Here is a 22,324-nt window from a genome sequence, read left to right on the forward strand (position 1 = left end):
GCCGACGGCTGAGCCCGGGCTGAGCGCCGCGCCGGCCGGGCCGGCGCGGCCGGGTCAGCGCTTGCCGCGCTTCTCCCGTGCCCGGACCTCGACGTGCACCGGCGTGCCGACGAAGCCGAACTCCTCGCGGAGCCGGCGCTCGACGAAGCGCTGGTAGCCGGGCTCGAGCTGCCCGCTGGTGAACAGCACGAAGGTGGGCGGGCTGGCCTGGGCCTGCGTGCCGAAGAGGATCCGCGGCTGCTTGCCGCTGCGGACCGGGTGCGGGTGGGCGGCGACGATGCGCCCGAGGAAGGCGTTGAGCTTGCCCGTCGAGATCCGGGTCTCCCACGAGGTCAGCGCCTCCTGCAGCGCCGGGCCGAGCCGGTCGACGTGACGGCCGGTCTGCGCGGAGATGTTGACGTGCGAGGCCCAGGCGAAGGGCGCGATGTCCTGCTCGACCTCGCGGCCGAGGTAGTGGCGGCGCTCCTCGTCGGTCAGGTCCCACTTGTTGTAGGCGATGACGAGCGCCCGCCCGGCCTCCTCCACGGAGGTGAGGATGCGGACGTCCTGCTCGGTCAGCGGCACGCTGGCGTCCAGCACGGCGACGCAGACCTCGGCCCGCTCGATCGCGCCCTGCGTGCGCAGGCTCGCGTAGTACTCGTGCCCCGACGCCTCCTTGACCCGGCGCCGGATCCCGGCGGTGTCGATGAAGACGTAGGTCTCGCCGTCGACCTCGACGAGCTCGTCGACCGGGTCGACGGTCGTGCCCGCCATGTCGTGCACGACGACGCGCTGCTGGCGGGCCAGCTTGTTGAGCAGGCTCGACTTGCCCACGTTCGGCTTGCCGACGATGGCCACCCGGCGGGGCCCGCGCTCGGGGTCGAGGTCGAGCGGCGGCGTGGGTGGCAGCGCGTCGAGGATGGCGTCGAGCAGGTCGCCGCTGCCCCGGCCGTGCAGCGCGGAGACCGCGTACGGCTCGCCCAGCCCGAGGTTCCACATGCTCGCGGCCTCGGCCTCGGCGCGCTGGTCGTCGACCTTGTTGACCGCGAGGACGACCGGCTTCTTGCTGCGCCGCAGCACCTTCACGACCGCCTGGTCGCTGTCGAGGGTGCCGACGGTCCCGTCGACCACGAGCACGACGGCGTCGGCGGTGGTGATGGCGAGCTCGGCCTGCTCGGCGATCTGCGCGGCGAGGCCCTGGGCGTCCGGGGCCCAGCCACCGGTGTCGACGAGGACGAAGGAGCGGCCGTTCCAGTCGGCGTCGTACGAGACGCGGTCCCGGGTCACCCCGGGCACGTCCTGGACGACGGCCTCGCGGCGGCCGAGGATGCGGTTGACCAGCGTCGACTTGCCGACGTTGGGCCGGCCGACCACCGCCACGACGGGCAGGGTGCGGGCGGGCGTGGGCAGGGGTGAGCTGATGGGCTCGGTCATGGTGCTCCGAAGGGTGTGTTCCGCGCCCCGGATCGGGACACGCACGGCCCTCCAGCGTAGCGGGGAGCCGGGAGGCTCCCCGACGTCAGCGAGCGACGGCCGGGTCGAACGCCGGTGGCACCAGCGCGCAGATGGCGTCGACGACCTGCTCGAGGTTGAGGTCGGTGGAGTCGAGCACGGTCACTCCGGGGGCGGCGTCGTGGAACGCGGCGACGGTGGAGTCGTCGCGGTCGCGCCGGACCACCTGGTCGTGCACGGCCGCCGCGTCCACGTCGCCGCCGAGCTCGGCGTGGCGCCGGGCGATGCGCGCCGCCGCGTCGGCCACGAGCAGGACCCGGACGGGGGCCTCCGGCGCGACGACGGTGGTGATGTCGCGCCCCTCGGCGACGATGCCGGACCGGGCCTCGGAGATGATCCGGCGCTGCCGGGCGATGAGGTCGGCGCGGACGTCGAGGTTCGTCGAGACGGCGCTGACCGCGGCCGAGACCTCGGGCTCGCGGATCGCCTGCGTGACGTCGTGGCCGTTCACCGTGACGCTCTGGTGCGCGGGGTCGAGCTCGAGGTCGAGGTCGGCCTCGCGGACCAGCCGCGCGACCGCCGGGCCGTCGGCGAGGTCGAGCCCCTCGTGCATCGCGAGCCAGGCCGCGGCACGATACATCGCGCCGGTGTCGAGGTTGGCCAGCCCGAGGCGGACGGCGACGCCGCGGGCGGTGCTGGACTTGCCGGAGCCGCTGGGGCCGTCGATCGCCACCACGAGCGGGGTGTCGCTGAGCACGGCCTCGCCGGCGGTCTCGGGGGTCTGGGAGGCGTCAGGCATCCCGACACCCTATCGATCCCGCGACCCTGCTCCGACCTGTCGCCCGGAGGGGTGACAGGGCCTGGGCGTGGTGGTCACCGCCGACGGGCGCTGCCGGAACCGGGTGCCCTAGACGACCGTCCAGCCGCCGTCGCGCATGACGAGCGCCAGCCCCTCGGCCCGCTCGGGCTGGACCGAGAGGGTGAGGTAGCCGACCTGGCGGCTCGCGTCGTGCTCGATGGCGATGTCCTCGACGTTGACCCCGGCGGCCTCGACGTCGCCGAACAGCCGCGCCAGCGCACCGGGCTCGTCGGGGATGGCCACGACCACCTGCTCGTACGGCACCGGCGCGGCCCCGTGCTTGCCGGGGATGCGGCGCGTGCCGTCGACCCCGCGCTCGAGCTCGCGGACCAGCGCCGGGTCGGCCGGGCCGGTCTCGACCGCGCTGATCAGGCGGTCCAGCGACACCGCGACCTGGCGCAGCTCCCGCAGGACGGCCGTGGAGTTGGCGCCGACGATCTGCTGCCAGAGGCCGGGGTCGCTGCCCGCGATCCGGGTGACGTCGCGCAGGCCCTGCCCGGCGAGGACGAGGTCCTCCTCGGGGACGTTCGTGAGGTGACCGGCCATGAGCACCGAGACCAGGTGCGGCAGGTGGGAGACCCGGGCGACGGCCGCGTCGTGGTCGTCGACGTCGAGGGTCACCAGGCGCGCCCGGCACGCGCGGACCAGCTCGACCACCCGCTCGACGGAGGACTCGGCGCTCTTGCGGTGGGGTGTCACGACCCAGGTCCGGTCGACGAACAGCTCGCCGTCGGCGGTGACGGGCCCCGAGTGGTGCGAGCCGGCCATCGGGTGCGACCCGACGTAGCGCGTGAGGTCGACCGGGCGCTCCCACAGCGCGTCGAGCACGCCGGCCTTGACCGAGCCGACGTCGGTGACAGTCGCGTGCGGGTAGGTGTCGAGGCTCTCCCCGACGACGTCGGCGATGACGCGGGGCGGCACCGCGACGACGACGAGACCGACCTGGTCGGGATCGGCCGGCTCCGCCGTGCCGGCGCCCAGCCCCGCCGCGACCGCCGCGTGGCTCGGGACGGCGTCGACGAGGTGCACCGGCCACCCGGCCGCGGTGAGCGCGTGCCCGATCGACGCCCCGACCAGCCCGGCGCCGACGACGACGGTGACCGGCGCGGCGGGTCCTGCGGTCACGACCCGGCGGGCGGTGCGCCCGGCTGGTCGGGCAGCCCGACCTCGGGCGCGGCCGGCGAGGTCGTCGACGCGCTGGCCCGCGCCTGGTCCGCACCCGCGGCGGCGGCGTCACGCCCGTCCAGCAGCGCGGCCAGTCGGTCACCGGCCACCCGGCGGAACTTGCGCGGCAGCGCCCGGGTGCGGTCGAGCACCGCGACCTCGAGGGCGTCGACACCCAGCTCGCGCGGTGGCGTGCCGGGGCCGCCGTCGGAGCCGAGGGCCCGGACGGCGAGGCGGACGGCGGCGCCCAGGTCGAGGCCGGCGGCGTACCCGGTGCGCAGCACCTCCGCGCTCGGCTCGGCCGAACCGCCCATCACGGCGAAGTGCTCCTCGTCGCCGATCGAGCCGTCGTAGGTCAGCCGGTAGATCTGGTCGGCCGCCGCGTCGGGACCGAGCTCGGCCACGATGATCTCGACCTCGTACGGCTTCTCCCCGCCCGAGGAGAAGATGCCGCCGAGCAGCTGCGCGTACGCGTTCGCCAGCCCGCGGGCCGTGACGTCGGTGCGGTCGTAGCTGTAGCCGCGCAGGTCGGCGTAGCGGATGCCGGCCTGGCGCAGGTTCTCGAACTCGTTGTAGCGACCGACCGCGGCGAAGCCGATGCGGTCGTAGATCTCGCCGACCTTGTGCAGGGCCTGCGAGCGGTTCTCGGCGACGAAGACGATGCCGTCGGCGTAGTGCAGGACCACGACCGAGCGCCCGCGGCCGATGCCCTTGCGCGCGAAGTCGGCCCGGTCCTTCATCTGCTGCTCGGGCGCGACGTAGAACGGGCTAGACAACGGGAGCCTCCGGTCCGTCGGGTCGGGTGCGGCGGCCGCCGACCAGGGTGTCGACCATCTGGCCGACCTGCTCGTCGCTGACCCGCTCGACGCCGGCGGGCCCCGCGACCATGACGACGGGGAAGATCCGCCGCGCGAGGTCGGGACCGCCGGTGGCGGAGTCGTCGTCGGCCGCGTCGTAGAGCGCCTGCAGGACCGCCATCGTCGTGTCGCCGACGCTGAGGTCGGGCGAGTAGAGCTTCTTCAGCGAGCCGCGGGCGAAGATCGAGCCGGAGCCGACGGAGAAGAAGGAGTGCTCCTCGTAGCGGCCGCCGGTGGCGTCGTAGGAGAAGATCCGGCCCATCCGAGCCGCCTCGTCCCAGCCGGCGAAGAGCGGCACGACGGCCAGGCCCTGCATGGCCAGCGGGAGGTTGCCGCGGATCATCGTCGCGAGGCGGTTGGCCTTGCCGACGAGCGACAGCGGCGCGCCCTCGATCTTCTCGTAGTGCTCGAGCTCGACCTGGAAGAGCCCGACCATCTCGACGGCCAGACCGGCGGCCCCGGCGATGCCGACCACGGAGAACTCGTCGGCCGGGAAGACCTTCTCGATGTCGCGCTGGGCGATCATGTTGCCCATCGTCGCGCGCCGGTCGCCGGCCACGACGACGCCGCCGGGGAAGGTCGCGGCGACGATGGTCGTGCCGTGCGGCGCCAGGTCGCCCAGGCTCGCGGTGCCGGGCAGCCCGGCGAGCCGGGAGCCGGGCAGCACGTCGGGCGCGACCGCCGTGGCGAGCTCGGTGAACGACGACGTGCCGGCGCGCAGGAACGCCGCCGGCAACCCGCCGCGGGACACGTCAGGTGAGCTGGGGCTCACTGGCCACCCTTCTGCACGAACGACCGGACGAACTCCTCGGCGTTGACCTCGAGGACGTCGTCGATCTCGTCCAGCAGGGAGTCGACGTCGGAGTCGAGCTCGGCCTTGTGCGCGGTGTCGGCGGCCGGGATCTCCTCGACCGTCTCCTCGTCCTCAGACCTCCGCGTCCGGCGGTGGGCCTGCTCTGACTCGGGCATGAGCACTCCTCTGGTGGACTGGTACCACCCTAGTCAGCGGGACCGACAGTTCTCGGTCGTCCCGCACCGCGCCCGGGGCTCGTACGCGCTCAGCGCCCCAGCGCGGCGAAGAGGTCGGAGACGTCGCTGCAGGCGTCGAGCATGGCGCCCACCTGCTCGGCGGTGCCGCGCAGCGGGTCGAGCAGCGGCACCCGCTGCAGCGCCTGCCGGTCGGGGAGGTCGAAGATCACCGAGTCCCACGACGCGGCGACGACCGAGGAGCCGAAGAGCTCCATGACCCGGCCGCGGAAGTAGGCGCGGGTGTCGCGCGGCGGGCTCAGCCGCGCCCGCTCGACCTCCTCGTCGGTCACGAGCCGCCGGATCCGGCCCCGCGCCACCAGCGCGGCGTAGAGGCTGCGCGACGGGTCGACGTCGGCGTACTGCAGGTCGATCGCCGCGAGCTTGGGGGCGTCCCAGCCGAGGCCGTCGCGGGAGCGGTAGGACTCCATCAGCGCCAGCTTGGCCGCCCAGTCGAGACGGTCGGCGAGCAGCGTCACGTCGGTGGCGAGCGCGTCGAGCGTCTCCTGCCAGGCGGCGAACAGGGCTTCCGCCTCGGCGCGCACCGGCGCGGGCAGGTCGTCGGCCGCGACGGAGGCGAGCAGCGCCCGGCTGCGCTCGAGGTAGACGCGCTGCACCTCCACGGCGCTCATCCGCCGGCCGTCGGCCAGCTCGAGCGGTCGGCGGCAGGTCAGGTCGTGGCTGACCGCCCGCATCGCCGCGACCGGCTGGGCCAGGCGCAGGTCGGTCCCCAGCGCGCCGGCCTCGATCACGCGCAGCACCCAGGCGGCCGTGCCGACCTTGAGCCAGGTCGAGGTCTCCGACAGGTTCGCGTCGCCGGTGATCACGTGCAGCCGGCGGTGCCGCGCGGCGTCGGCGTGCGGCTCGTCGCGGGTGTTGATGATCGGTCGGTTGAGCGTCGTCTCCAGACCGACCTCGGCCTCGAAGAAGTCGGCGCGCTGGCTGATCTGGAAGCCCGGCTGCTGGCTGGCCTGGCCGATGCCGACCCGGCCGGCGCCGGTGAACACCTGCCGGGTGACGAGGAAGGCCGTGAACTGCTGGACCACCCGGTCGAAGGGCGTGCTGCGCTGCAGCAGGTAGTTCTCGTGGGTGCCGTACGAGGCGCCCTTGCCGTCGGTGTTGTTCTTGTAGAGCCGGATCTGGCGCCCCGCCGACGCCGACGCCCGCTGCGCCGCGATGGCCATGACCGCGTCGCCGGCCTTGTCGAAGCGCACGACGTCGAGGGCGCTCGTCACCTCCGGGCCCGAGTACTCCGGGTGCGCGTGGTCGACGTAGAGCCGGGCGCCGTTGGTCAGGATGACGTTGGCCATCCCGAGGTCGGTGTCGGTGAGCTGGTCGGGGTGCGCGTTGGAGCGCGCGACCTCGTAGCCGCGGATGTCGCGCAGCGGCGACTCGGTCTCGTAGTCCCAGCCCGCCGGGCGACCGTCGTGCACCGGGCCGCCGGACCCGTACGCCTTGACCACGTGGTTCGACAGCTGCATCGGGTGGAGGTCGTCGTCGCCCCGCCCCGCCGGGACGGCGCTGATCCCGTACTCGGTCTCCACGCCCATCACGACCTGTCGGCGTACGGGCTCGGGCATGGCGCCAGCGTAATCTCGCGGCCATGACCGACCGTCCCGCCGCCAGCCCCGTCGGACGCGCAGCCACGGTCGCGCTGGTCGACCTCGTGCTCGTGGTGGTCTTCGCCGCCATCGGCCGGGCGAGCCACGACGAGGGACTCGGGGTCGCCGGCGTCGCGCAGACCGCAGGACCCTTCGTCGTCGGCTGGCTGGTCGGCTGGGTGCTCGTCGCCCTCGTCCCCGCGAGCCGCGCGCGGCCCCGGGGCCTGCCGGCCGGCGCGCTGGTCTGGGTCACGACCGTCGTCGTGGGCATGCTCGTCCGGCACGCGACCGGCGGCGGCGTGCAGACGTCCTTCGTCGTCGTGACGACGGTCGTGCTCGCGGTCTTCCTGCTCGGCTGGCGCGGGGTGGCCCGGCTCGTCACCCGTGCCCGCGGCCGCCGCGGCGACCGGGTCGCGGCCGGCGCCTGAGCCCGGTCGCCGCGTGGCGCAGGTCACAGCAGCGGTTCTGTAACAGCGGGACCGTCGAGCACGATGTCCCCGTCGAGAGTCAGCGACTACCTGAACCCCCGAGCAGGCAGTCGCTGACTCTTCCCATGCCCGGACCCGACCACCTCCGGGCGGTGGGCAGGATGGGTCGGTGACCCTCACCAGCAGCCCGCCCGCCGCCGCGAACCACACCGACCGCGTCCACCGCGCGCTCGACGCAGCGCTGCCGACGGGTGCCCTCGTCACCGGCGCGGCGTCGGTGGAGCGCTACAGCCACGACGAGGCCGAGTGGGCGCCGTACGCGCTGCCCCTCGCCGTCGTGCGGCCGCAGACCGCCGAGCAGGTGCAGGCGGTCGTGCGGGTCTGCCTCGAGCACGGCGTGCCCGTCGTCCCCCGCGGCGCCGGGACCGGGCTCTCGGGCGGGGCCAACGCGCTCGCCGGATCCGTCGTGGTCAGCCTCGAGGCGATGGACGCCGTCCTCGAGATCTACCCGCTGGAGCGCTACGCCGTGGTCCAGCCCGGCGTGGTCAACGCCCACCTGCGCGCGGTCGCGGCCGAGCAGGGCCTCTGGTACCCGCCGGACCCGGCCAGCGCGCCCTGGTCGACCATCGGCGGCAACGTCGCCACCAACGCCGGCGGGGTCTGCTGCGTCAAGTACGGCGTGACCGGGGACTACGTCCTCGGGCTGCAGGTGGTCACGGGCACCGGTGAGCTGGTCCGGGTCGGGCGCCGCACGGCCAAGGGCGTGACGGGCTACGACCTGACGGCCCTGCTGGTGGGTTCGGAGGGCACGCTCGGCGTCGTCACCGAGGTCACCGTCCGGCTGCGCCCGGCCCGGCCGGCCGAGCAGACCGTCGTCGGGTACTTCGACTCGCTGGTCGCCGCGGGCGAGGCCGTCGCCGCCGTCACCCGCAGCGGGGTCACACCGTCCGCCCTGGAGCTGCTCGACCAGCAGTGCCTGCGCGCGGTCGACGACTGGAAGAACCTGGGGCTGAGCACGGACGCCGCCGTCATCCTGCTGGCCCGCGTCGACGCACCGGGCGCGGCGGGCGACGCCGAGGCCGAGGCCGTGCGCGCCTGCTTCGCCGCGGCCGGGGCCACCTGGGCCGCCCGGTCGGAGGACGAGGAGGAGGCCGAGGCCCTGTTCTCCGCCCGCCGGCTGGCCTACCCGGCGCTCGAGCGGCTCGGACCGGTGCTCACCGAGGACGTCTGCGTCCCGCTCCGCGCGGTGCCCACGATGCTGGCCCGGGTCGAGGAGGTCGCGGCGCGCCACGACGTCCGCATCGCCAACCTGGCCCACGCCGGCGACGGGAACCTGCACCCGCTGCTCGTCACGCCCCCCGGCGACGAGGCGGCCCGGCTGCGCGCGCAGGCGGCCTTCGAGGAGATCCACGCGGCCGCCATCGCGCTCGGCGGGACGGTGACCGGAGAGCACGGCGTCGGCCTGCTCAAGCGGGGCGGGCTGGAGGCCGAGACCGAACCGGCCGTGGTCGAGATGTACCGCGCCGTGCGCCGGGCCCTCGACCCGCACGGGATCCTCAACCCCGGCAAGGTCGTGGTGTGACGTCCTGGGGCGACCCGCAGGCGTACGCGGTGTCGTTCGGCCCGCTGTGCGCCCAGACCGTCGACGAGGTCGTCGAGGCCTGCGGCCCGGCGGACCGCGGCCGCTTCCTGGACGTGGGGTGCGGCACCGGCGCGCTCGGCCGGGCCGCGGCGGGTGCGGGCTGGCGGACCGTGGGCGTGGACGCCGACGCGGCGATGGTGGCAGCGGCCCGCGCGTCGGGCTCCGGACCCGTCGTGGTCGGCGGGCTGCCGCGGCTGCCGTTCGCCGACGGTGCCTTCACCGCCGTGGGGGCGAACTTCGTCGTCAACCACACCGACGACCCGCGCGCCGCGGTGCGCGAGCTGGCCCGGGTCGCCGTCCCCGGCGGCCGCGTCGCCCTGACGATCTGGCCCGAGCGGCTGATCGCGGTCAACCAGCTCTGGAACGACGTCATGACCGCAGCCGGCGTGGAGCCGCCGCCGCGCCAGGCGCTGCCGCCCGCGCTCGACTTCCAGCGCACGCGCCCGGGCTCGAGGCACTGGTCGTCGAGGCGGGCCTGAGGGGCGTCTTGGTGCGCGAGGTGGAGGTCGTCCTCCGCGTCGCGCCCGGCGACCTGTGGCGCGCGGCGGACGGCGGGATCGCGACCATCGGCGCCGTCTACCGCACTCAGCCGCCCGAGGCGCAGGAGCGGATGCGGCAGGCGTACGCCGACGTCACCGCCCCGCAGCAGGTCGAGGGCCGGCTCGTGCTGCCCGGCACCGCCCTGCTCGCCAGCGGGAGTACCCGGTAGGTGCACCCGGGAATAGCCGCGGTCCACGACTGGTTGCCGCCAGCGTGCGCGAACTGCTGAGCTTTCCCAACCCGGTGAACGAGCTCGCTGCCCGGACCGTGGCGGCCGGCGTGGCGGTCCTCGCCGCGCTGTCCCTGGTGACGGGCTGGCGCTGGCTCCTGGTGCTGCTCGCGGTCGGGTTCCTGGCCCGCACGCTCGCCGGGCCGCGGTTCAGCGCGCTGGGCCGGCTGGCCACGCACGTCGTCGCCCCGCGGCTGGGCATGCCGCGCTTCGTGCCCGGGCCGCCCAAGCGCTTCGCGCAGAGCATCGGCCTCGTGCTGACCACGGTCGCCGCCGTGACCGCGTACGCCGGCGTCGCCGTCCTGCCGTCCGTCCTCGTCGCCGTGCTGCTCGTCTTCGCCCTGCTCGAGTCGGTGCTCGGCTTCTGCGCCGGCTGCTGGGTCTTCGGCCGCCTGATGCGCCTGGGCGTCATCCCCAGCACCGTCTGCGAGGAGTGCGCGAACGTGCAGAAGCGGTACGCCGCGAGCGCTGCCTGACAAGACGCTCCCTGAGCCTGTCGAACGGCCCCGAACGGGTTGGCGTCTCCTCGACATGGGCGAGGACGCCGACCTCTACGCCCTTCGACGAGCTCAGGGAGCGCTCTCGAGCTAGCGCCTAGAGGTACTGCCCGGTGTTGGTGACCGTATCGATCGAGCGGCCGGCCTGGGTGCCCTTCTTCGAGCTGATCAGCGTCCGGATGAAGACGATGCGCTCGCCCTTCTTGCCGCTGATCTTGGCCCAGTCGTCCGGGTTGGTCGTGTTGGGCAGGTCCTCGTTCTCGGCGAACTCGTCGACGCACGCCTGGAGCAGGTGGCCGATCCGGATGCCCTTCACGCCGGTGTCGAGCAGGTCCTTGATCGCCATCTTCTTGGCGCGGTCGACGATGTTCTGCACCATGGCGCCGGAGTTGAAGTCCCGGAAGTACAGGATCTCCTTGTCCCCACCGGCGTAGGTGACCTCGAGGAACTGGTTCTCCTCGGTGTCGGTGTACATCCGCTCGACCGTGCGCTCGATCATCCCGCGCACGGTGCGCTCGGCGTCGCCGGCGAACTCGTCGAGGTCCTCGGTGTGCAGCGGCAGCGACGGCAGCAGGTACTTGCTGAAGATGTCGCGCGCGGCCTCGGCGTCGGGACGCTCGATCTTGATCTTCACGTCCAGGCGGCCCGGTCGCAAGATCGCCGGGTCGATCATGTCCTCGCGGTTGGACGCGCCGATGATGATCACGTTCTCGAGGCCCTCGACGCCGTCGATCTCGCTCAGCAGCTGCGGGACGATCGTGTTCTCCACGTCGGAGGAGACGCCGGTGCCGCGGGTGCGGAAGAGCGAGTCCATCTCGTCGAAGAAGACGATCACCGGCATGCCGTCGGAGGCCTTCTCACGGGCGCGCTGGAAGACCAGCCGGATGTGGCGCTCGGTCTCGCCGACGTACTTGTTGAGCAGCTCGGGGCCCTTGATGTTGAGGAAGAAGCTGCGCCCCTCGACGCCGGTCTTCTCCGTCACGCGCTTGGCCAGCGAGTTGGCCACCGCCTTGGCGATCAGCGTCTTGCCGCACCCGGGCGGGCCGTAGAGCAGGATCCCCTTGGGCGCCTTGAGCTGGTGCTCGGCGAAGAGGTCCTTGTGCAGGAAGGGCAGCTCGACCGCGTCGCGGATCGCCTCGATCTGACCGCCGAGCCCCCCGATCACCGAGTAGTCGATGTCGGGCACCTCCTCGAGGACGAGCTCCTCGACCTCGAGCTTGGGCACGCGCTCGTACGCGAAGTGCACGCGCCGGTCGATGAGCAGCGAGTCACCGGCCCGGATCGGGCCCTCCTGCAGCCGGGTGGCGAGGCGGACGACGCTCTCCTCGTCCCCGTGGCCGACCACGAGCGCGCGCTCGCCGCCCTCCAGGACCTCCTTGAGGGTGGCGATCTCGCCGACCTCGTCGAAGTCCAGGGCCCGCACGACGTTCATGGCCTCGTTGACCATGACCTCGCGGCCGGGCTCGAGGGCCTCCAGGTCGACGTCGGGACTGACGCTCACGCGCATCTTGCGGCCCGAGGTGAAGATGTCGGCCGTCCGGTCCTCCGCGGCGGCGATGAACACCCCGAAGCTCGCCGGCGGCTGCGCCAGCCGGTCGACCTCGCCCTTGAGCGTGACGATCTGGTCGCGGGCCTCGCGCAGCGTGGCCGCGAGTCGCTCGTTGTTGGCCGTCGTCGTGCGCGCCTCGGCGCGCGCGTCGGTCAGCCGCCGTTCGAGGACCGCCAGGTCGTGCGGGTGGGCCGAGACCCTCTCGCGGAGCCGGGCGAGCTCCTCGCGGAGCGCACCGATCTGGACGAGCAGGGACTCGCGGTCCTCGTAGGACGAACCACCGAGGCCAGAGCCGTAGCTGGAACCGGACATGCCGCCACCTCCTTGCGGCGAGGCTACCCGCGGGCGGAACCCTCGGCGGGTGCCGCTGCGCGGGGGCCCGTGTAATCCTCGCCATAGGCCCCCGGCGCCGGTCGCCGCTTGCGGGCGGGAGCGGTGAAGCCGGGCGCCATCCGCCGCGCGCTGACCAGGAAGCCGGTGTGGCCGACCATGTCGTGGCGCGGGCGCACGGCCAGCCCCTCGGCGTGCCAGGCGCGCAGCAGCGTCTCGGTCGCCTCGGGCTCGGTGAAGCCGCCGTGCACGCGCAGCGTCTCCACCGTCCTCGCCAGCTGCGTCGTCGTCGCGACGTAGGCGAGCAGCACCCCGCCCGGCACGAGCCGCTCGGCGAGGGCGTCCACGCACTCCCAGGGCGCCAGCATGTCGAGCACGACGCGGTCGACCGGCCGCGGCTCGGGCTCGGCCTCGAGCTGCTCCACGAGGTCGCCGACCGTCAGGTCCCAGGCTTCCGGCGCGGAGCCGAAGAAGGACTCGACGTTGCGCCGGGCCTGCGCGGCGAAGTCGTCGCGCCGCTCGTACGAGCGCACCGACCCGGTCGGCCCGACGGCCCGCAGCAGGCTGCAGGTCAGCGCCCCCGAGCCCGCACCGGCCTCGACCACCCGCGCGCCCGGGAACACGTCGCAGGCCATCAGGATCTGCGCGGCGTCCTTGGGGTAGATCACGGCGGCCCCGCGCGGCATCGTCACGGTGAACTCGTTGAGCAGGGGCCGCAGCGCCAGGAAGGCGGTGCCGCCGACCGAGGTGACGACGACGCCCTCGGGCCCGCCGATCAGCGCGTCGTGGCTGACGCCGCCCTTCGTCGTGTGGAAGGTGCCGCCCTCGGCGAGCAGCACCGAGTGGCGCCGGCCCTTCGGGTCGGTGAGCGTGATCCGCTCCCCCGCGCGCAGCGGCCCGATGCGGACGCCGGAGGGCACCGGCGCCGGCTGCGGGGTGTCGACGGTGGTCACGGCGTCGGTCACGGCGTCGGTCACGGCGTCGGTCGTGGCGCCGTCCGCGGTCCCGGCGCTCACGCCGTGATCCCGAAGAGGCCGAGCTGCCAGCCGGGTCCGTACGAGCCGCCGTTGATGTCGGCGCCCGCCCGCACCCAGACGGTCTCGTCGGACTGGCTGATCGGCAGCAGCACGAGGTCGCTCGCCGCCTGGCGCTGGAGGGTGCTCAGCAGCCGCGCCGAGGCCGTGTCGTCGGTGGTGGCGACGTAGGAGTTCCGGGTCGCCTCGACCGCGTTGGCCGCGGCGGGCAGCGGGTCGTCGACGTAGGCCTGCAGCCACGCCAGGGGCGTGGAGGTCCAGGCCTTGCGGTCGACGAGGACGAGGTCGGCGTCGGAGCGGCCCGGCGCCAGGCGCACGCTCAGGCCGCCGGTGTCCTCGAGCCGGTTGCGCACCGTGTCGGCGAGGTCCCGCGCGTTGGGCGCCGTCTCGTCGTACGCGAGCGTCAGGTTGATGCGGTTCTTCCAGGTCACCTTGGGCTTGACCTTGCCTCCCTGCGGGAACGTCGACTCGTGCCCGGTGATGCCGTTCGGGATGATCGAGTCCAGTGTCCGGTCCCCCTGGAGCGCGAGCGCGATCGCCGTCCGCAGCGCCTTGTTGGAGCGGGCCGGGGAGTCGGGCGACCACTGCAGCAGCTCGACGCGCGTGCCCCCCAGCACCCGCTCGCTGAAGCCGTTGGCCGTGACCTTCTCGGCGCTGGCCCCGACCTGCTGGGACAACCGGGTGACGGCGGCGGCGTTGAGGCCGCGCCACACCACGTCGACCTGCCGCTTCTCCATGGCGTCCTCGATGGTCGCCGAGTCCGGGACCGTCACGAAGGTGATCGAGTCCATCGCGGCCGGGGTGAAGCCGTGGTAGTCCGGGAAGCGCTCGAAGACGATCCGGTCGTCGTCGAAGGACGTCACCACGAAGGGCCCCGAGCCCACGGCCGGATCCTTCGTGCTGCGGATCTCGTCGGCGTCGTAGCGGTCCTCGTCGACGATCGAGGCGGCCGGCGAGGCCAGCGCCCACCCGAACTGGACGTCGACGCGGCTGAGCACGAAGCGCACGGTGACGTCGTCAGGGGTGTCGATGCGGCGCAGCGCCGAGAGCAGCGAGGTCGACGTGCCGGGCACGTCGAGGCGCAGCGCACGGTCGATGCTGAACTTGACGTCGCTGGAGGTGAGCGGGTCGCCGCCGGCGAAGGTGAGGCCCTTCTGCAGGGTGCAGGTGTAGACCGTCGGCGACTCGATGAAGCCGCAGTCGCGCGCCGCGTCGGGCTTGAGCGCGAAGCCGCTCGCACCGGGCGGGGCGGTCATCAGCCGCTGGAAGGCGTTGAGCGCGAACATGCTCGACGCCTCGTCGGTCGCCGCAGCCGGGTCGGTGACGGTGACCCGGTCGGTGGACATGACCGTGAAGGGCCGCGGGGTCTCCCCCGGCGTGGTCGGCGCCGGCGGCGGGGTGGCGTCGGTGCAGCCGGCCGCCCCGAGGACGACGACGGCCAGGGCGGCGGCGAGCGCGCCCCGGCCCGACCGGCGGGTGGGGCGGAGGGCGCGGCTGCGGCGCGGGCGGTCAGACGAGCGCATCGGCCTCGTCCAGGAGCGAAGCCAGGCCGGCGAGGTCGACGTCGGCGAGCGACGCGCGCTCGACCCGGCGCGGGGCCGCGGGGATGGCGACGTGGTTGGGGACGGCGACGACCAGGGCCCCGGCGGCGTTGGCCGAGCGGGCGCCGGTCTCGCTGTCCTCGAAGGCGACGCAGTCGCGCGCGTCCACGCCGAGCTCGGCGCACGCGCGCTCGTACGGCTCGGGGTGCGGCTTGCCGCTCGTGACCTCGTCGCCTGCCACCGATGCGGTGAAGCTGCCCGGCGGAAGCGCGGCGAGCGCGGCGTCGAGGATCACCCGGTACGACGCCGAGACCAGCGCGCAGGGCACGCCCGCGACCCGGCTGGCCTCGAGCAGCGCGAGCGCCCCCGGCCGCCAGGGCACCTCGCCGGTCCGGAGGGTGGCGACGACCTGCTCCACGAGCTGGTCCATCACCCAGGCCGGGTCGAGGTCGGGCCGGTCGATGGCGTTGACGATGTAGATGCCGGAGTCGATCAGCGAGTTGCCCACGAGCTGGAGGGCGTGCTCGTCGGACCAGCGGCCGCCGAGGCGACCGATCAGGTCGTACTCCGCCCGGATCCAGATGGGCTCGGTGTCGGCGAGCGTCCCGTCGAAGTCCCAGAGCAGGGCGGCCGGCCGGGAGGCGGGGTCGGGCGCGGCGGGGATCGGTGAGGAGGGCGTCATGTCCCCGCCATTGTTCCCGGTGGCGGGCGCACCACACGAATCCACGCCCGGGCCACGCCCGTGGGAGGGGGTCGCCGCGCTCGGGGACACTGGACCCATGCCGCTCCCCCGTGAGGTCGACGCCGTCGTCATCGGCGCCGGGCCCAACGGCCTCGTCGCCGCGAACCGCCTGGCCGACGCAGGCTGGGAGGTGCTGCTGCTGGAGGCCCAGCCCGACGTCGGCGGGGCCGTGCGGAGCGACCGCGAGGTCCACCCGGACTTCGTCAGCGACACGTTCAGCGCCTTCTACCCGATGGCGGCGGTCTCGCCCGCGCTGACCTCGCTCGGGCTCGAGGACTTCGGGCTGGAGTGGTCGCATGCCCCCGCCGTGCTCGGCCACCCGCGGCGGGACGGCTCGTGGGCGCTGCTGCACCGCGACGAGGACGTCACCGCCGGGCTGCTCGAGCAGGCGCACGCCGGCGACGGCGAGGCCTGGCACGCGCTGGTCGCCCGCTGGCGCACGGTGCAGCCCGGGCTCGTGGAGTCGCTGCTGACCCCGATCCCGCCCGTGCGCGGCGGGCTCAAGCTGCTGCCGGCGCTCGCCCGCGTGGGCCCGTACGGCTTCGTCCGCGAGATGCTCGCGCCGGCGACGCACCTGCTCGACGGGCGCTTCGGCGGCGACGGGCCCGAGCTGCTGCTCGCCGGCAACGCCTCGCACGCCGACGTGGGCCTGGACGCGCCCGTGTCGGGGTTCGTCGGGCTGCTGCTCACCATGCTCGGGCAGACGGTCGGCTTCCCCGCGCCGACCGGGGGTGCGGGCGCGTTGACGCAGGCGCTGCGGCGCCGGTTCGAGGCGGCCGGCGGCACCGTGGCCTGCTCCACCCCGGCCACCGGGATCCAGGTGCGCGACCGCCGCGCGGTGGCCGTGCGCACGCCGGAGGGCGAGGTCCGCGTACGCCGCTCCGTGCTCGCCGACGTGGGCGCCGAGCAGCTGTTCGGCGGGCTCGTCCCCGCCGAGGACCTGCCGGCCCGGACGACGCGGAAGATGGAGGGCTTCCGTCGCGACCCGGCGACGTTCAAGATCGACTACGCGCTGGGCGGCCCGGTCCCGTGGGCCGGGACGCCCGCGTACGCGCCAGGGACCGTCCACGTCGCCGACTCGGTGGCCGAGATGAGCGTGTCGAGCGCCCAGATCGACGCCGGGGTCGTGCCCCGCGACCCGTTCCTGCTGGTCGGTCAGATGTCGACCACCGACCCGACCCGCTCACCCGCCGGCACCGAGTCGCTGTGGGTCTACACCCACGTCCCGCAGCACGTGCGCGGCGATGCCGGCGACGACGGGCTCACCGGCCGGTGGGACGCGGCCGAGGTGGAGCGGTTCGCCGACCGCGTGCAGGCGCGCCTGGAGGCGTACGCGCCGGGGTTCGGCTCCGTGGTGCGGGCGCGGCGGGTGCTCACGCCGACCGACTTCGAGGCCCGGAACGCCAACCTCGTCGGGGGCTCGATCAACGGCGGGACGATGAGCCTGGAGCAGCAGCTGGTGTTCCGTCCCTTTGCCGGTACGGGCCGCAGCGAGACCCCGGTGCGCGGGCTGTACCTGGCCTCGGCCTCGGCGCACCCGGGTGGCAGCGTGCACGGCGCCTGCGGGATGAACGCGGCCCGGGCCGCGCTGTTCTGGTCGAGGTTCCGTCGCGCGACCCCGCGCTGAGGACGAGGGAGCGGGCCCGACCCGAGGGCCGGACCCGCTCCTGCTCCGTGCTCGAGCCGACCTCAGCGGTGCAGGCCGGTCCCGTCGTGCAGAACCGCGTCGGCGTCGTCGTAGCCCGCGCGGATGTCGGCGTCGTGCGAGCTGGTGGTGAGTCCCTCGCCCGAGGGGTCGACGACCCAGCGGAAGCCCGCCGCCACGTCGGCCGCGTGCGAGGACGCCCCGCCCAGGCCGAAGGTGCTCTCGTCGGAGTTCGTGAACGCGTTCATGGTGAGGCTCCTCGCCGTCGGTGGTGCTGGATCGGCGTCGTTGCCTACGAGGACCATTCTTAATCGATTTACCGGGCAACCAAGGGGGCCGGGACACCCTTCAGCAGGTTCATAGGCAGGCTGTGCGCCGGCTCACCCGGGCGGGTGGGCCCGCGACCCCGACCAGTGGTCGGTAGTGGTCGGAAGACCGGGGCAGGAACGCCCACTGCTGACCAGTGGTCGTCTCCGGAAGGGGCAGGGCTGCCCCGCCGGGCTCGGTCAGCGGCGGCCGAAGGAGGCCGCGAGGCGCTCGAGCCCCTCGGCGATGCTCACCGACGGCGTCCAGCGCAGGGCCTCGCGGGTGCGCCGCTGGTCGAACCAGTGGGCCGTCGACAGCTGCTCGGCCAGGAAGCGGGTCATCGGCGGCTGCCCGGTGCCGTCCCGGTGCCGCAGGGACCACAGCCTCTCGACCACGTCGCCCGCCGCGACGGCGAGCCGGGCGGGCACGTGACGGGTCGGACGGTCGACGCCGGCCGCGGCGCAGAAGTCGCCGAAGATCTCGCCCACGGGTCGCGGTTCGCCGTTGCTGACGACGAAGGCCTCGCCGTGGACCTCCGGCGCCCGGTCCAGGGCAGCCACGAGCGCGTCCGCGGCGTTGTCGACGTAGGTGGTGTCGATGAGCGGCGCGCCGGTGCCGAGCAGCGGCAGCCGACCGGCCCGGCCGCGCTCCACGATCCGCTCGACGAGCTGGGTGTCTCCCGGTCCCCAGACGATGTGCGGCCGGACGGCGACGACCGCCAGCGGCACCTCGCCCGTGCCGTCGGCGGCCAGCGCCTCGAGCTCGGACTGCGCCTTGGTGCGCGCGTACGGGCCGCGCGCGGTCGCCGGGTCGGCCGGCCCGGCCGGTGCCCCGACCAGCGACGAGCCGGCGTGCGCCACCGACGGCGACGACACCTGCACGAGCCGTCCGACCCCGGAGGCCGTGCAGGCCTCGAGGACGTTGCGCGTGCCCACGACGTTGGTCCGCACGTAGTCGGCCTCGAGCCCGACGACGTTGACCTTGGCCGCCAGGTGCACGACGCCCTCCTGGCCGGCGACGGCCTCGCGCACCGCCGTCGCGTCGGCGACGTCGCCGAGCACCTCGCGGAACCCCAGCCCGGACGGGCGACGCTGGAGCACGGTCACCTCGTCGCCGCGCTCGGCGAGCGCCCGGGCGACCGCGCCGCCGAGCATCCCGCTCGCGCCGGTGACGAGCACCCTCACGCCAGGCGTCCCGCCCGCTCGCCGGTCAGCACCCGCGAGGCCCAGGCACGCACCGCGGCGCGGTCGATCTTGGAGTTGTGGCGGATGTCGGTCGGCAGCGCCGGCACGGCCAGCACCGCGGCGACGTCGACCCCGGCGACCTCCCGCACGGCGGCGGCCAGGGCCCCCGCGGCGAGCGGACGGCGCGCCGACGCCCCCGCGACGGGGACGACGACCACGACGACCTGCTGGGTGCCGGCCGGTCCCACGCCGACCACGGCCGCCGAGGCGACCTCGGGGAGCGTCTCGACCCGCTGCTCGACGCCGACCGGCGTCAGCGGCCCGTCCGGGGTCGAGAGCACGTGCACCAGCCGGCCCTCCACCCACAGCCGACCCTCGTCGTCGAGGTGCCCGACGTCGCCGGTGCGGTGGTGGCCCGGGTCGCGGCTGCTCGCCCGCTCGGTCGCCCAGAGGCGGTCGTAGCGCTGCTTGCGGTGGTCGGCGTCGACGAGGATCTCCCCCGTCACGCCCGCCTGCGTGGTGAGCTCGCCGGTCGCCCGGCCGGTCGCGTCGAGCGGGGCCAGCCGGACCGTCACGCCGGGCACGGGGAGGCCGACGCAGACGCCGTCGCCCGCTCCCGCCGCCTCGATGCCCGGCAGGGTGATGTCGGCGACCGGCAGCACCTCGGTCATGCCGTACGGCGTGTGCAGGTCGGCGTTGGGGACCAGCGCCTGGACGCGACGCAGCAGGCCGACCGGCACCGGCGCGCCCGCCGACATCAGCACCCGGACCCTCGTGAGCGCCTCGCGCTGGGCGTCGGTCAATGCGCCGGCGGTGGCCACCACGTTGCGCAGCGCGGCCGGCGAGGCGAAGACCACCCGGCCGTCGACCGCGGCGGCGGCGTCGGCCAGCGCGGAGGCGGTGAGCGTCCCGGCCCTGGTCGGGTCCATGTCGGGCACCGCGGCGGCGGTGCCCATGGCCGGGCCGTAGAGCGAGAACAGCGGGAAGGCCGCGACCCAGGCGTCGTCGCGGTCGCCGGCGTACAGCCCGGCGAGCCGGGCGACCTGGCCCTGGAGCTGGGCGGCGCGGTAGACGACGCCCTTGGCCGGTCCCGTGGCCCCGGAGGTGAAGAAGACGGCCACGTCCTCGTCGGTGCCGCCGAGGTCGGGCAGCACGGCGCCCTGCGTGCGCAGCACGCCGCCGCGGACGGTGAGGGAGGTGACGCTGGCCGGGTGGCGCAGCACCGCCCCGACGGGAGCCGAGACGTCGCCGGCGACGATGCGCCGGCCGGGGACGCGGAGGGCGTCGAGCGCGGCGACGGCCTTGGGGATGCCGATGACGTGATCGGGGCGGGCGCCGCGCAGCGCGTGCGCCATGCCGCGGACCCCGAGCCCGGCGTCGGCGACCACGACGACGGCACCGACGCGCCAGCAGGCGAAGACCGCCGTCGTCAGGCCGAGGCCCGGGGTGACGAGGACCGCGACACGGTCGCCGCGCCGGACCCCGAGGTCGACCAGCCCGTGGGCCAGGTCGACGATGCCCTGCTCGAGCTCGCCGAAGCTGGTCCGGCTCACGACGCCGTCGTGCAGCTCCACCACCGCCGGGGCGTCGGGCGACGAGGTAGCCCGCTCGGAGATGGGGGCCCACAGCGCGGAGCGGTCCACCTGCGCGGGCGGGCGCTCCGACGGCGCCGCCCCGGCGGTCGCGACCCGGCTGTCGACCCAGCGCCAGGCGATCTCGGCGGTCTCGGGGACGTCCTCGGTGACGAGGTGGGACGCGCGCCCGAAGCGGTGGACGTCGGCGTGCGGGAGCCGGTCGACGAGGTCGGCCAGGTGCAGGTCGGTGAAGACGGGGTCGCGACCGCCCCACAGCAGCAGGGCGGGGACGTCGAGGTCCCGGATGCCCTCCGCGACCTGCTCCATCCGCAGGCGGCTGGGGTGGTGCCGCTCGAGGGGGACGTCGGCCACGAAGTCGCCGATCGCCGCCCGCTCGGAGGCGTCGGCGTACGGGCCGGCCAGCGCCCGCCGCACGTCCCGGTCGAGGGACGGGCGCGACAGCGCCGCCGCCCCCTGCACGAAGGTGGGCGTCGTCACGCAGACCAGCTGGCGCAGCGCCGGCGTCCGGGCCAGGCGGATGAGCGCCGAGAACGGCTGGTCCAGCGGCTGGAAGACCGCGGTGTTGGTCAGCACGACCCCGGCGAGCTGCTCGCGGTGCTCGAGGGCCCAGCCGAGGCCGACGAGGCCGCCCCAGTCGTGGGCGGCCAGCACCACCGGGCCCTGCAGGTCGAGGGCGTCGGTGAGGCGGCCGAGGTCGTCGATCCGGTCGCCGAGCCGGCGCGCGGGTGCGCGGCGCGTGGACCAGCCCATGCCGAGCTGGTCGACCGCGACGACCCGCCAGCCGGCCGGGGCCTCAGACAGGAACCGGCGCCAGAGGTAGGACCAGGTCGGGTTGCCGTGGACGCAGAGCATCGTGCCCTCGACGGGGCCGCCGTCGGCGCCCACCCCGTTGTCGAGGACGTGCCAGCGTCGCGGCTGGCCGGACGCGTCGGCCACCGTGAGGAAGCGCGACCACCGCGGGTCCAGGCCGGGCAGCCCGTCGACCGGCTGCTCGACGGGGGACGTCACCAGATGATCTCGGCGAAGGAGGTGTTCAGCCCCGAGCCGATGCCGAGCAGGATGACCCGCTCGCCCGGCTTGATCATGGGGACCTGCTTGGCCAGCGTGAACGGGACGGCGGCGGAGGCCAGGTTGCCGAAGGTCGGCACCGTCTTGGGGAACTTCTCGTCGGGCACGCCGACCACCCTGGCCATGGCCTGCAGGTGGACGACGGAGGTTTGGTGGGCGATGAACCACTCGGCGTCGGCCCAGTCGCGACCGGAGGCGAGGGCGTCGTGCCAGGTCTGCCCGGCGAGCTCGATGCCGGCCTCGAAGAGCGCGCGCGAGTCGGTGCGCATCCGCGTCATGTCGGCCCAGCAGAGGTCCTTGTGCTGCGTTCCCGAGCGGCTCACGCCGCCCGTCACGCGGTGCCCCTCGGGGTGCTCGCTCGCCCGGCCCAGCACCATGGCGGCCGAGCCTGAGCCGAGGGTCAGGGTCGCGAACTGGAGCTTGAGGTCCTCGGCCGTCGCGTCGTCCTGGGCGAGGCGGTCCAGCGTGCTCTCCTGCAGGCCGCGCAGGCCCTCGGCGTCGACGAGGAGCGCGTACTCGACCTGCCCGGAGTCGATCAGCGAGCCGGCGAGCTGGATGCCGTTGAGGAAGCCGAGGCAGGCGTTCGTCACGTCGAAGTTCAGGCAGCTGGTCGACAGCCCCATCAGGTCGTGCACGCCGGCGGCGTTGGCCGGCTCGATGCCGTCGCGGCAGACGGAGGTGTTGATCAGGAGACCGACCTGCGAGGGGTCGACGCCGGCCTCGGCGAGCGCCTTGGCCCCGGCCATCGCCGCGGCGTCGGCGAACGTCACGTCCTCGGGCCACCAGCGCCGCTCGCGGACGCCGGCGAGCTTCTCGACCATCCCGGGCTGGAGCCCGGTCCGCTCGTAGGAGCGCATCAGCCGCTCGTCGAAGGCCTCAGAGGTCACCACCACGGGCGCCTCGACCGCACACACCGACAGGACCGCCGTGTCCTTGAGCTCGTAGGTCGCGTTTCCTGTCATACCCAGCCTTCACCCTCGTCCGCGCGGGCCCCTGACCGGCCCGCGAACAGCATCCGACCAGCGCCTGAACGCCGAACGGGTCCGGACCACTATT

Annotated in this window: 20 protein-coding genes and 1 pseudogene; 6 read left to right on the forward strand and 15 right to left on the reverse strand. The window is 74.5% G+C overall.

All coding sequences use genetic code 11. From position 1 onward, the window contains the following. Positions 1 to 54: 54 nt before the first annotated feature. The 7 genes from der to dop all read right to left on the reverse strand — a co-directional run bounded on the left by der (position 55) and on the right by dop (position 6,917). Positions 55 to 1,413, reverse strand: a complete 1,359-nt coding sequence (gene der, locus BLU42_RS07080; RefSeq protein WP_091073851.1) for a ribosome biogenesis GTPase Der — start codon at positions 1,411 to 1,413, stop codon at positions 55 to 57. Between the two features lie 85 nt (positions 1,414 to 1,498). Then, positions 1,499 to 2,230: a (d)CMP kinase gene (gene cmk / locus BLU42_RS07085; RefSeq protein WP_091073852.1), complete on the reverse strand. Its 732-nt coding sequence runs from the start codon at positions 2,228 to 2,230 to the stop codon at positions 1,499 to 1,501. A gap of 108 nt (positions 2,231 to 2,338) precedes the next feature. Next, complete coding sequence (locus BLU42_RS07090) at positions 2,339 to 3,415, reverse strand: prephenate dehydrogenase (RefSeq protein ID WP_091073853.1); 1,077 nt, start codon at positions 3,413 to 3,415, stop codon at positions 2,339 to 2,341. After that, positions 3,412 to 4,230, reverse strand: coding sequence for a proteasome subunit alpha (prcA, locus tag BLU42_RS07095; protein ID WP_091073854.1), 819 nt, complete (start codon positions 4,228 to 4,230; stop codon positions 3,412 to 3,414). The genes BLU42_RS07090 and prcA overlap by 4 nt, the downstream gene beginning before the upstream one ends. Further along, positions 4,223 to 5,083: a proteasome subunit beta gene (gene prcB / locus BLU42_RS07100; protein ID WP_231918484.1), complete on the reverse strand. Its 861-nt coding sequence runs from the start codon at positions 5,081 to 5,083 to the stop codon at positions 4,223 to 4,225. The genes prcA and prcB overlap by 8 nt, the downstream gene beginning before the upstream one ends. Next, the gene (locus BLU42_RS07105) at positions 5,080 to 5,280 is read right to left on the reverse strand and encodes a ubiquitin-like protein Pup (RefSeq protein ID WP_091073855.1); all 201 of its coding nucleotides are present in this window, start codon (positions 5,278 to 5,280) and stop codon (positions 5,080 to 5,082) included. Before BLU42_RS07105 ends, prcB begins: the two co-directional genes overlap by 4 nt. Before the next feature lie 89 nt (positions 5,281 to 5,369). Then, positions 5,370 to 6,917 carry a depupylase/deamidase Dop gene (gene dop, locus BLU42_RS07110; protein WP_231918485.1) on the reverse strand — a complete coding sequence of 516 codons (1,548 nt, stop codon included), beginning with the start codon at positions 6,915 to 6,917 and terminating at the stop codon, positions 5,370 to 5,372. Between the two features lie 23 nt (positions 6,918 to 6,940). Here dop and BLU42_RS07115 point away from each other — a divergent pair, with 23 nt between their 5' ends. The 5 genes from BLU42_RS07115 (at position 6,941) to BLU42_RS07135 (ending at position 10,253) form a co-directional block, all read left to right on the forward strand. Then, positions 6,941 to 7,366: a DUF3054 domain-containing protein gene (locus tag BLU42_RS07115; RefSeq protein ID WP_091073857.1), complete on the forward strand. Its 426-nt coding sequence runs from the start codon at positions 6,941 to 6,943 to the stop codon at positions 7,364 to 7,366. A gap of 169 nt (positions 7,367 to 7,535) precedes the next feature. Next, a complete protein-coding gene (locus BLU42_RS07120; RefSeq protein ID WP_269458017.1) occupies positions 7,536 to 8,948 on the forward strand; it encodes an FAD-binding oxidoreductase in 1,413 nt (470 codons plus the stop codon). Beyond that, complete coding sequence (locus tag BLU42_RS07125; protein ID WP_091073858.1) at positions 8,945 to 9,487, forward strand: methyltransferase domain-containing protein; 543 nt, start codon at positions 8,945 to 8,947, stop codon at positions 9,485 to 9,487. The genes BLU42_RS07120 and BLU42_RS07125 overlap by 4 nt, the downstream gene beginning before the upstream one ends. Before the next feature lie 11 nt (positions 9,488 to 9,498). After that, positions 9,499 to 9,717, forward strand: a complete 219-nt coding sequence (locus BLU42_RS07130; RefSeq protein WP_091073859.1) for a hypothetical protein — start codon at positions 9,499 to 9,501, stop codon at positions 9,715 to 9,717. 44 nt (positions 9,718 to 9,761) lie between these two features. Further along, the gene (locus tag BLU42_RS07135; protein WP_091073860.1) at positions 9,762 to 10,253 is read left to right on the forward strand and encodes a DUF4395 domain-containing protein; all 492 of its coding nucleotides are present in this window, start codon (positions 9,762 to 9,764) and stop codon (positions 10,251 to 10,253) included. 118 nt (positions 10,254 to 10,371) lie between these two features. Here BLU42_RS07135 and arc read toward each other — a convergent pair whose 3' ends face one another. The 4 genes and pseudogenes from arc to BLU42_RS07155 form a co-directional block, all read right to left on the reverse strand. Beyond that, positions 10,372 to 12,135: a proteasome ATPase gene (arc, locus tag BLU42_RS07140; protein WP_091073861.1), complete on the reverse strand. Its 1,764-nt coding sequence runs from the start codon at positions 12,133 to 12,135 to the stop codon at positions 10,372 to 10,374. A gap of 23 nt (positions 12,136 to 12,158) precedes the next feature. Continuing rightward, positions 12,159 to 13,079, reverse strand: a pseudogene (locus tag BLU42_RS21310) (tRNA (adenine-N1)-methyltransferase); the annotation flags it as partial. 86 nt (positions 13,080 to 13,165) lie between these two features. Next, the gene (locus tag BLU42_RS21315; protein WP_091073862.1) at positions 13,166 to 14,710 is read right to left on the reverse strand and encodes an ABC transporter substrate-binding protein; all 1,545 of its coding nucleotides are present in this window, start codon (positions 14,708 to 14,710) and stop codon (positions 13,166 to 13,168) included. Further along, on the reverse strand, positions 14,697 to 15,410 hold the full coding sequence (locus BLU42_RS07155) for an HAD family hydrolase (protein ID WP_091073863.1): 714 nt from the start codon (positions 15,408 to 15,410) through the stop codon (positions 14,697 to 14,699). The genes BLU42_RS21315 and BLU42_RS07155 overlap by 14 nt, the downstream gene beginning before the upstream one ends. A gap of 97 nt (positions 15,411 to 15,507) precedes the next feature. Here BLU42_RS07155 and BLU42_RS07160 point away from each other — a divergent pair, with 97 nt between their 5' ends. Then, positions 15,508 to 17,097, forward strand: coding sequence for a phytoene desaturase family protein (locus BLU42_RS07160; protein ID WP_091073864.1), 1,590 nt, complete (start codon positions 15,508 to 15,510; stop codon positions 17,095 to 17,097). 62 nt (positions 17,098 to 17,159) lie between these two features. On the opposite strand, the gene BLU42_RS07165 is transcribed toward BLU42_RS07160, so the two are convergent. The 4 genes from BLU42_RS07165 to BLU42_RS07180 all read right to left on the reverse strand — a co-directional run bounded on the left by BLU42_RS07165 (position 17,160) and on the right by BLU42_RS07180 (position 22,230). Then, positions 17,160 to 17,363, reverse strand: a complete 204-nt coding sequence (locus BLU42_RS07165; RefSeq protein WP_091073865.1) for a hypothetical protein — start codon at positions 17,361 to 17,363, stop codon at positions 17,160 to 17,162. Positions 17,364 to 17,621: 258 nt separating this feature from the next. Beyond that, positions 17,622 to 18,605, reverse strand: a complete 984-nt coding sequence (locus tag BLU42_RS07170; protein ID WP_091073866.1) for an NAD-dependent epimerase/dehydratase family protein — start codon at positions 18,603 to 18,605, stop codon at positions 17,622 to 17,624. After that, positions 18,602 to 21,208 (reverse strand): alpha/beta fold hydrolase, encoded by a 2,607-nt coding sequence (locus tag BLU42_RS07175; protein ID WP_231918486.1) that lies wholly within the window; start codon positions 21,206 to 21,208, stop codon positions 18,602 to 18,604. The genes BLU42_RS07170 and BLU42_RS07175 overlap by 4 nt, the downstream gene beginning before the upstream one ends. Continuing rightward, the gene (locus BLU42_RS07180) at positions 21,205 to 22,230 is read right to left on the reverse strand and encodes a 3-oxoacyl-ACP synthase III (RefSeq protein WP_091073867.1); all 1,026 of its coding nucleotides are present in this window, start codon (positions 22,228 to 22,230) and stop codon (positions 21,205 to 21,207) included. The genes BLU42_RS07175 and BLU42_RS07180 overlap by 4 nt, the downstream gene beginning before the upstream one ends. Positions 22,231 to 22,324 lie beyond the last annotated feature (94 nt).

Origin of the sequence: Microlunatus sagamiharensis (genome assembly GCF_900105785.1) — a bacterium.
GTDB classification, from domain to species: domain Bacteria; phylum Actinomycetota; class Actinomycetes; order Propionibacteriales; family Propionibacteriaceae; genus Microlunatus; species Microlunatus sagamiharensis.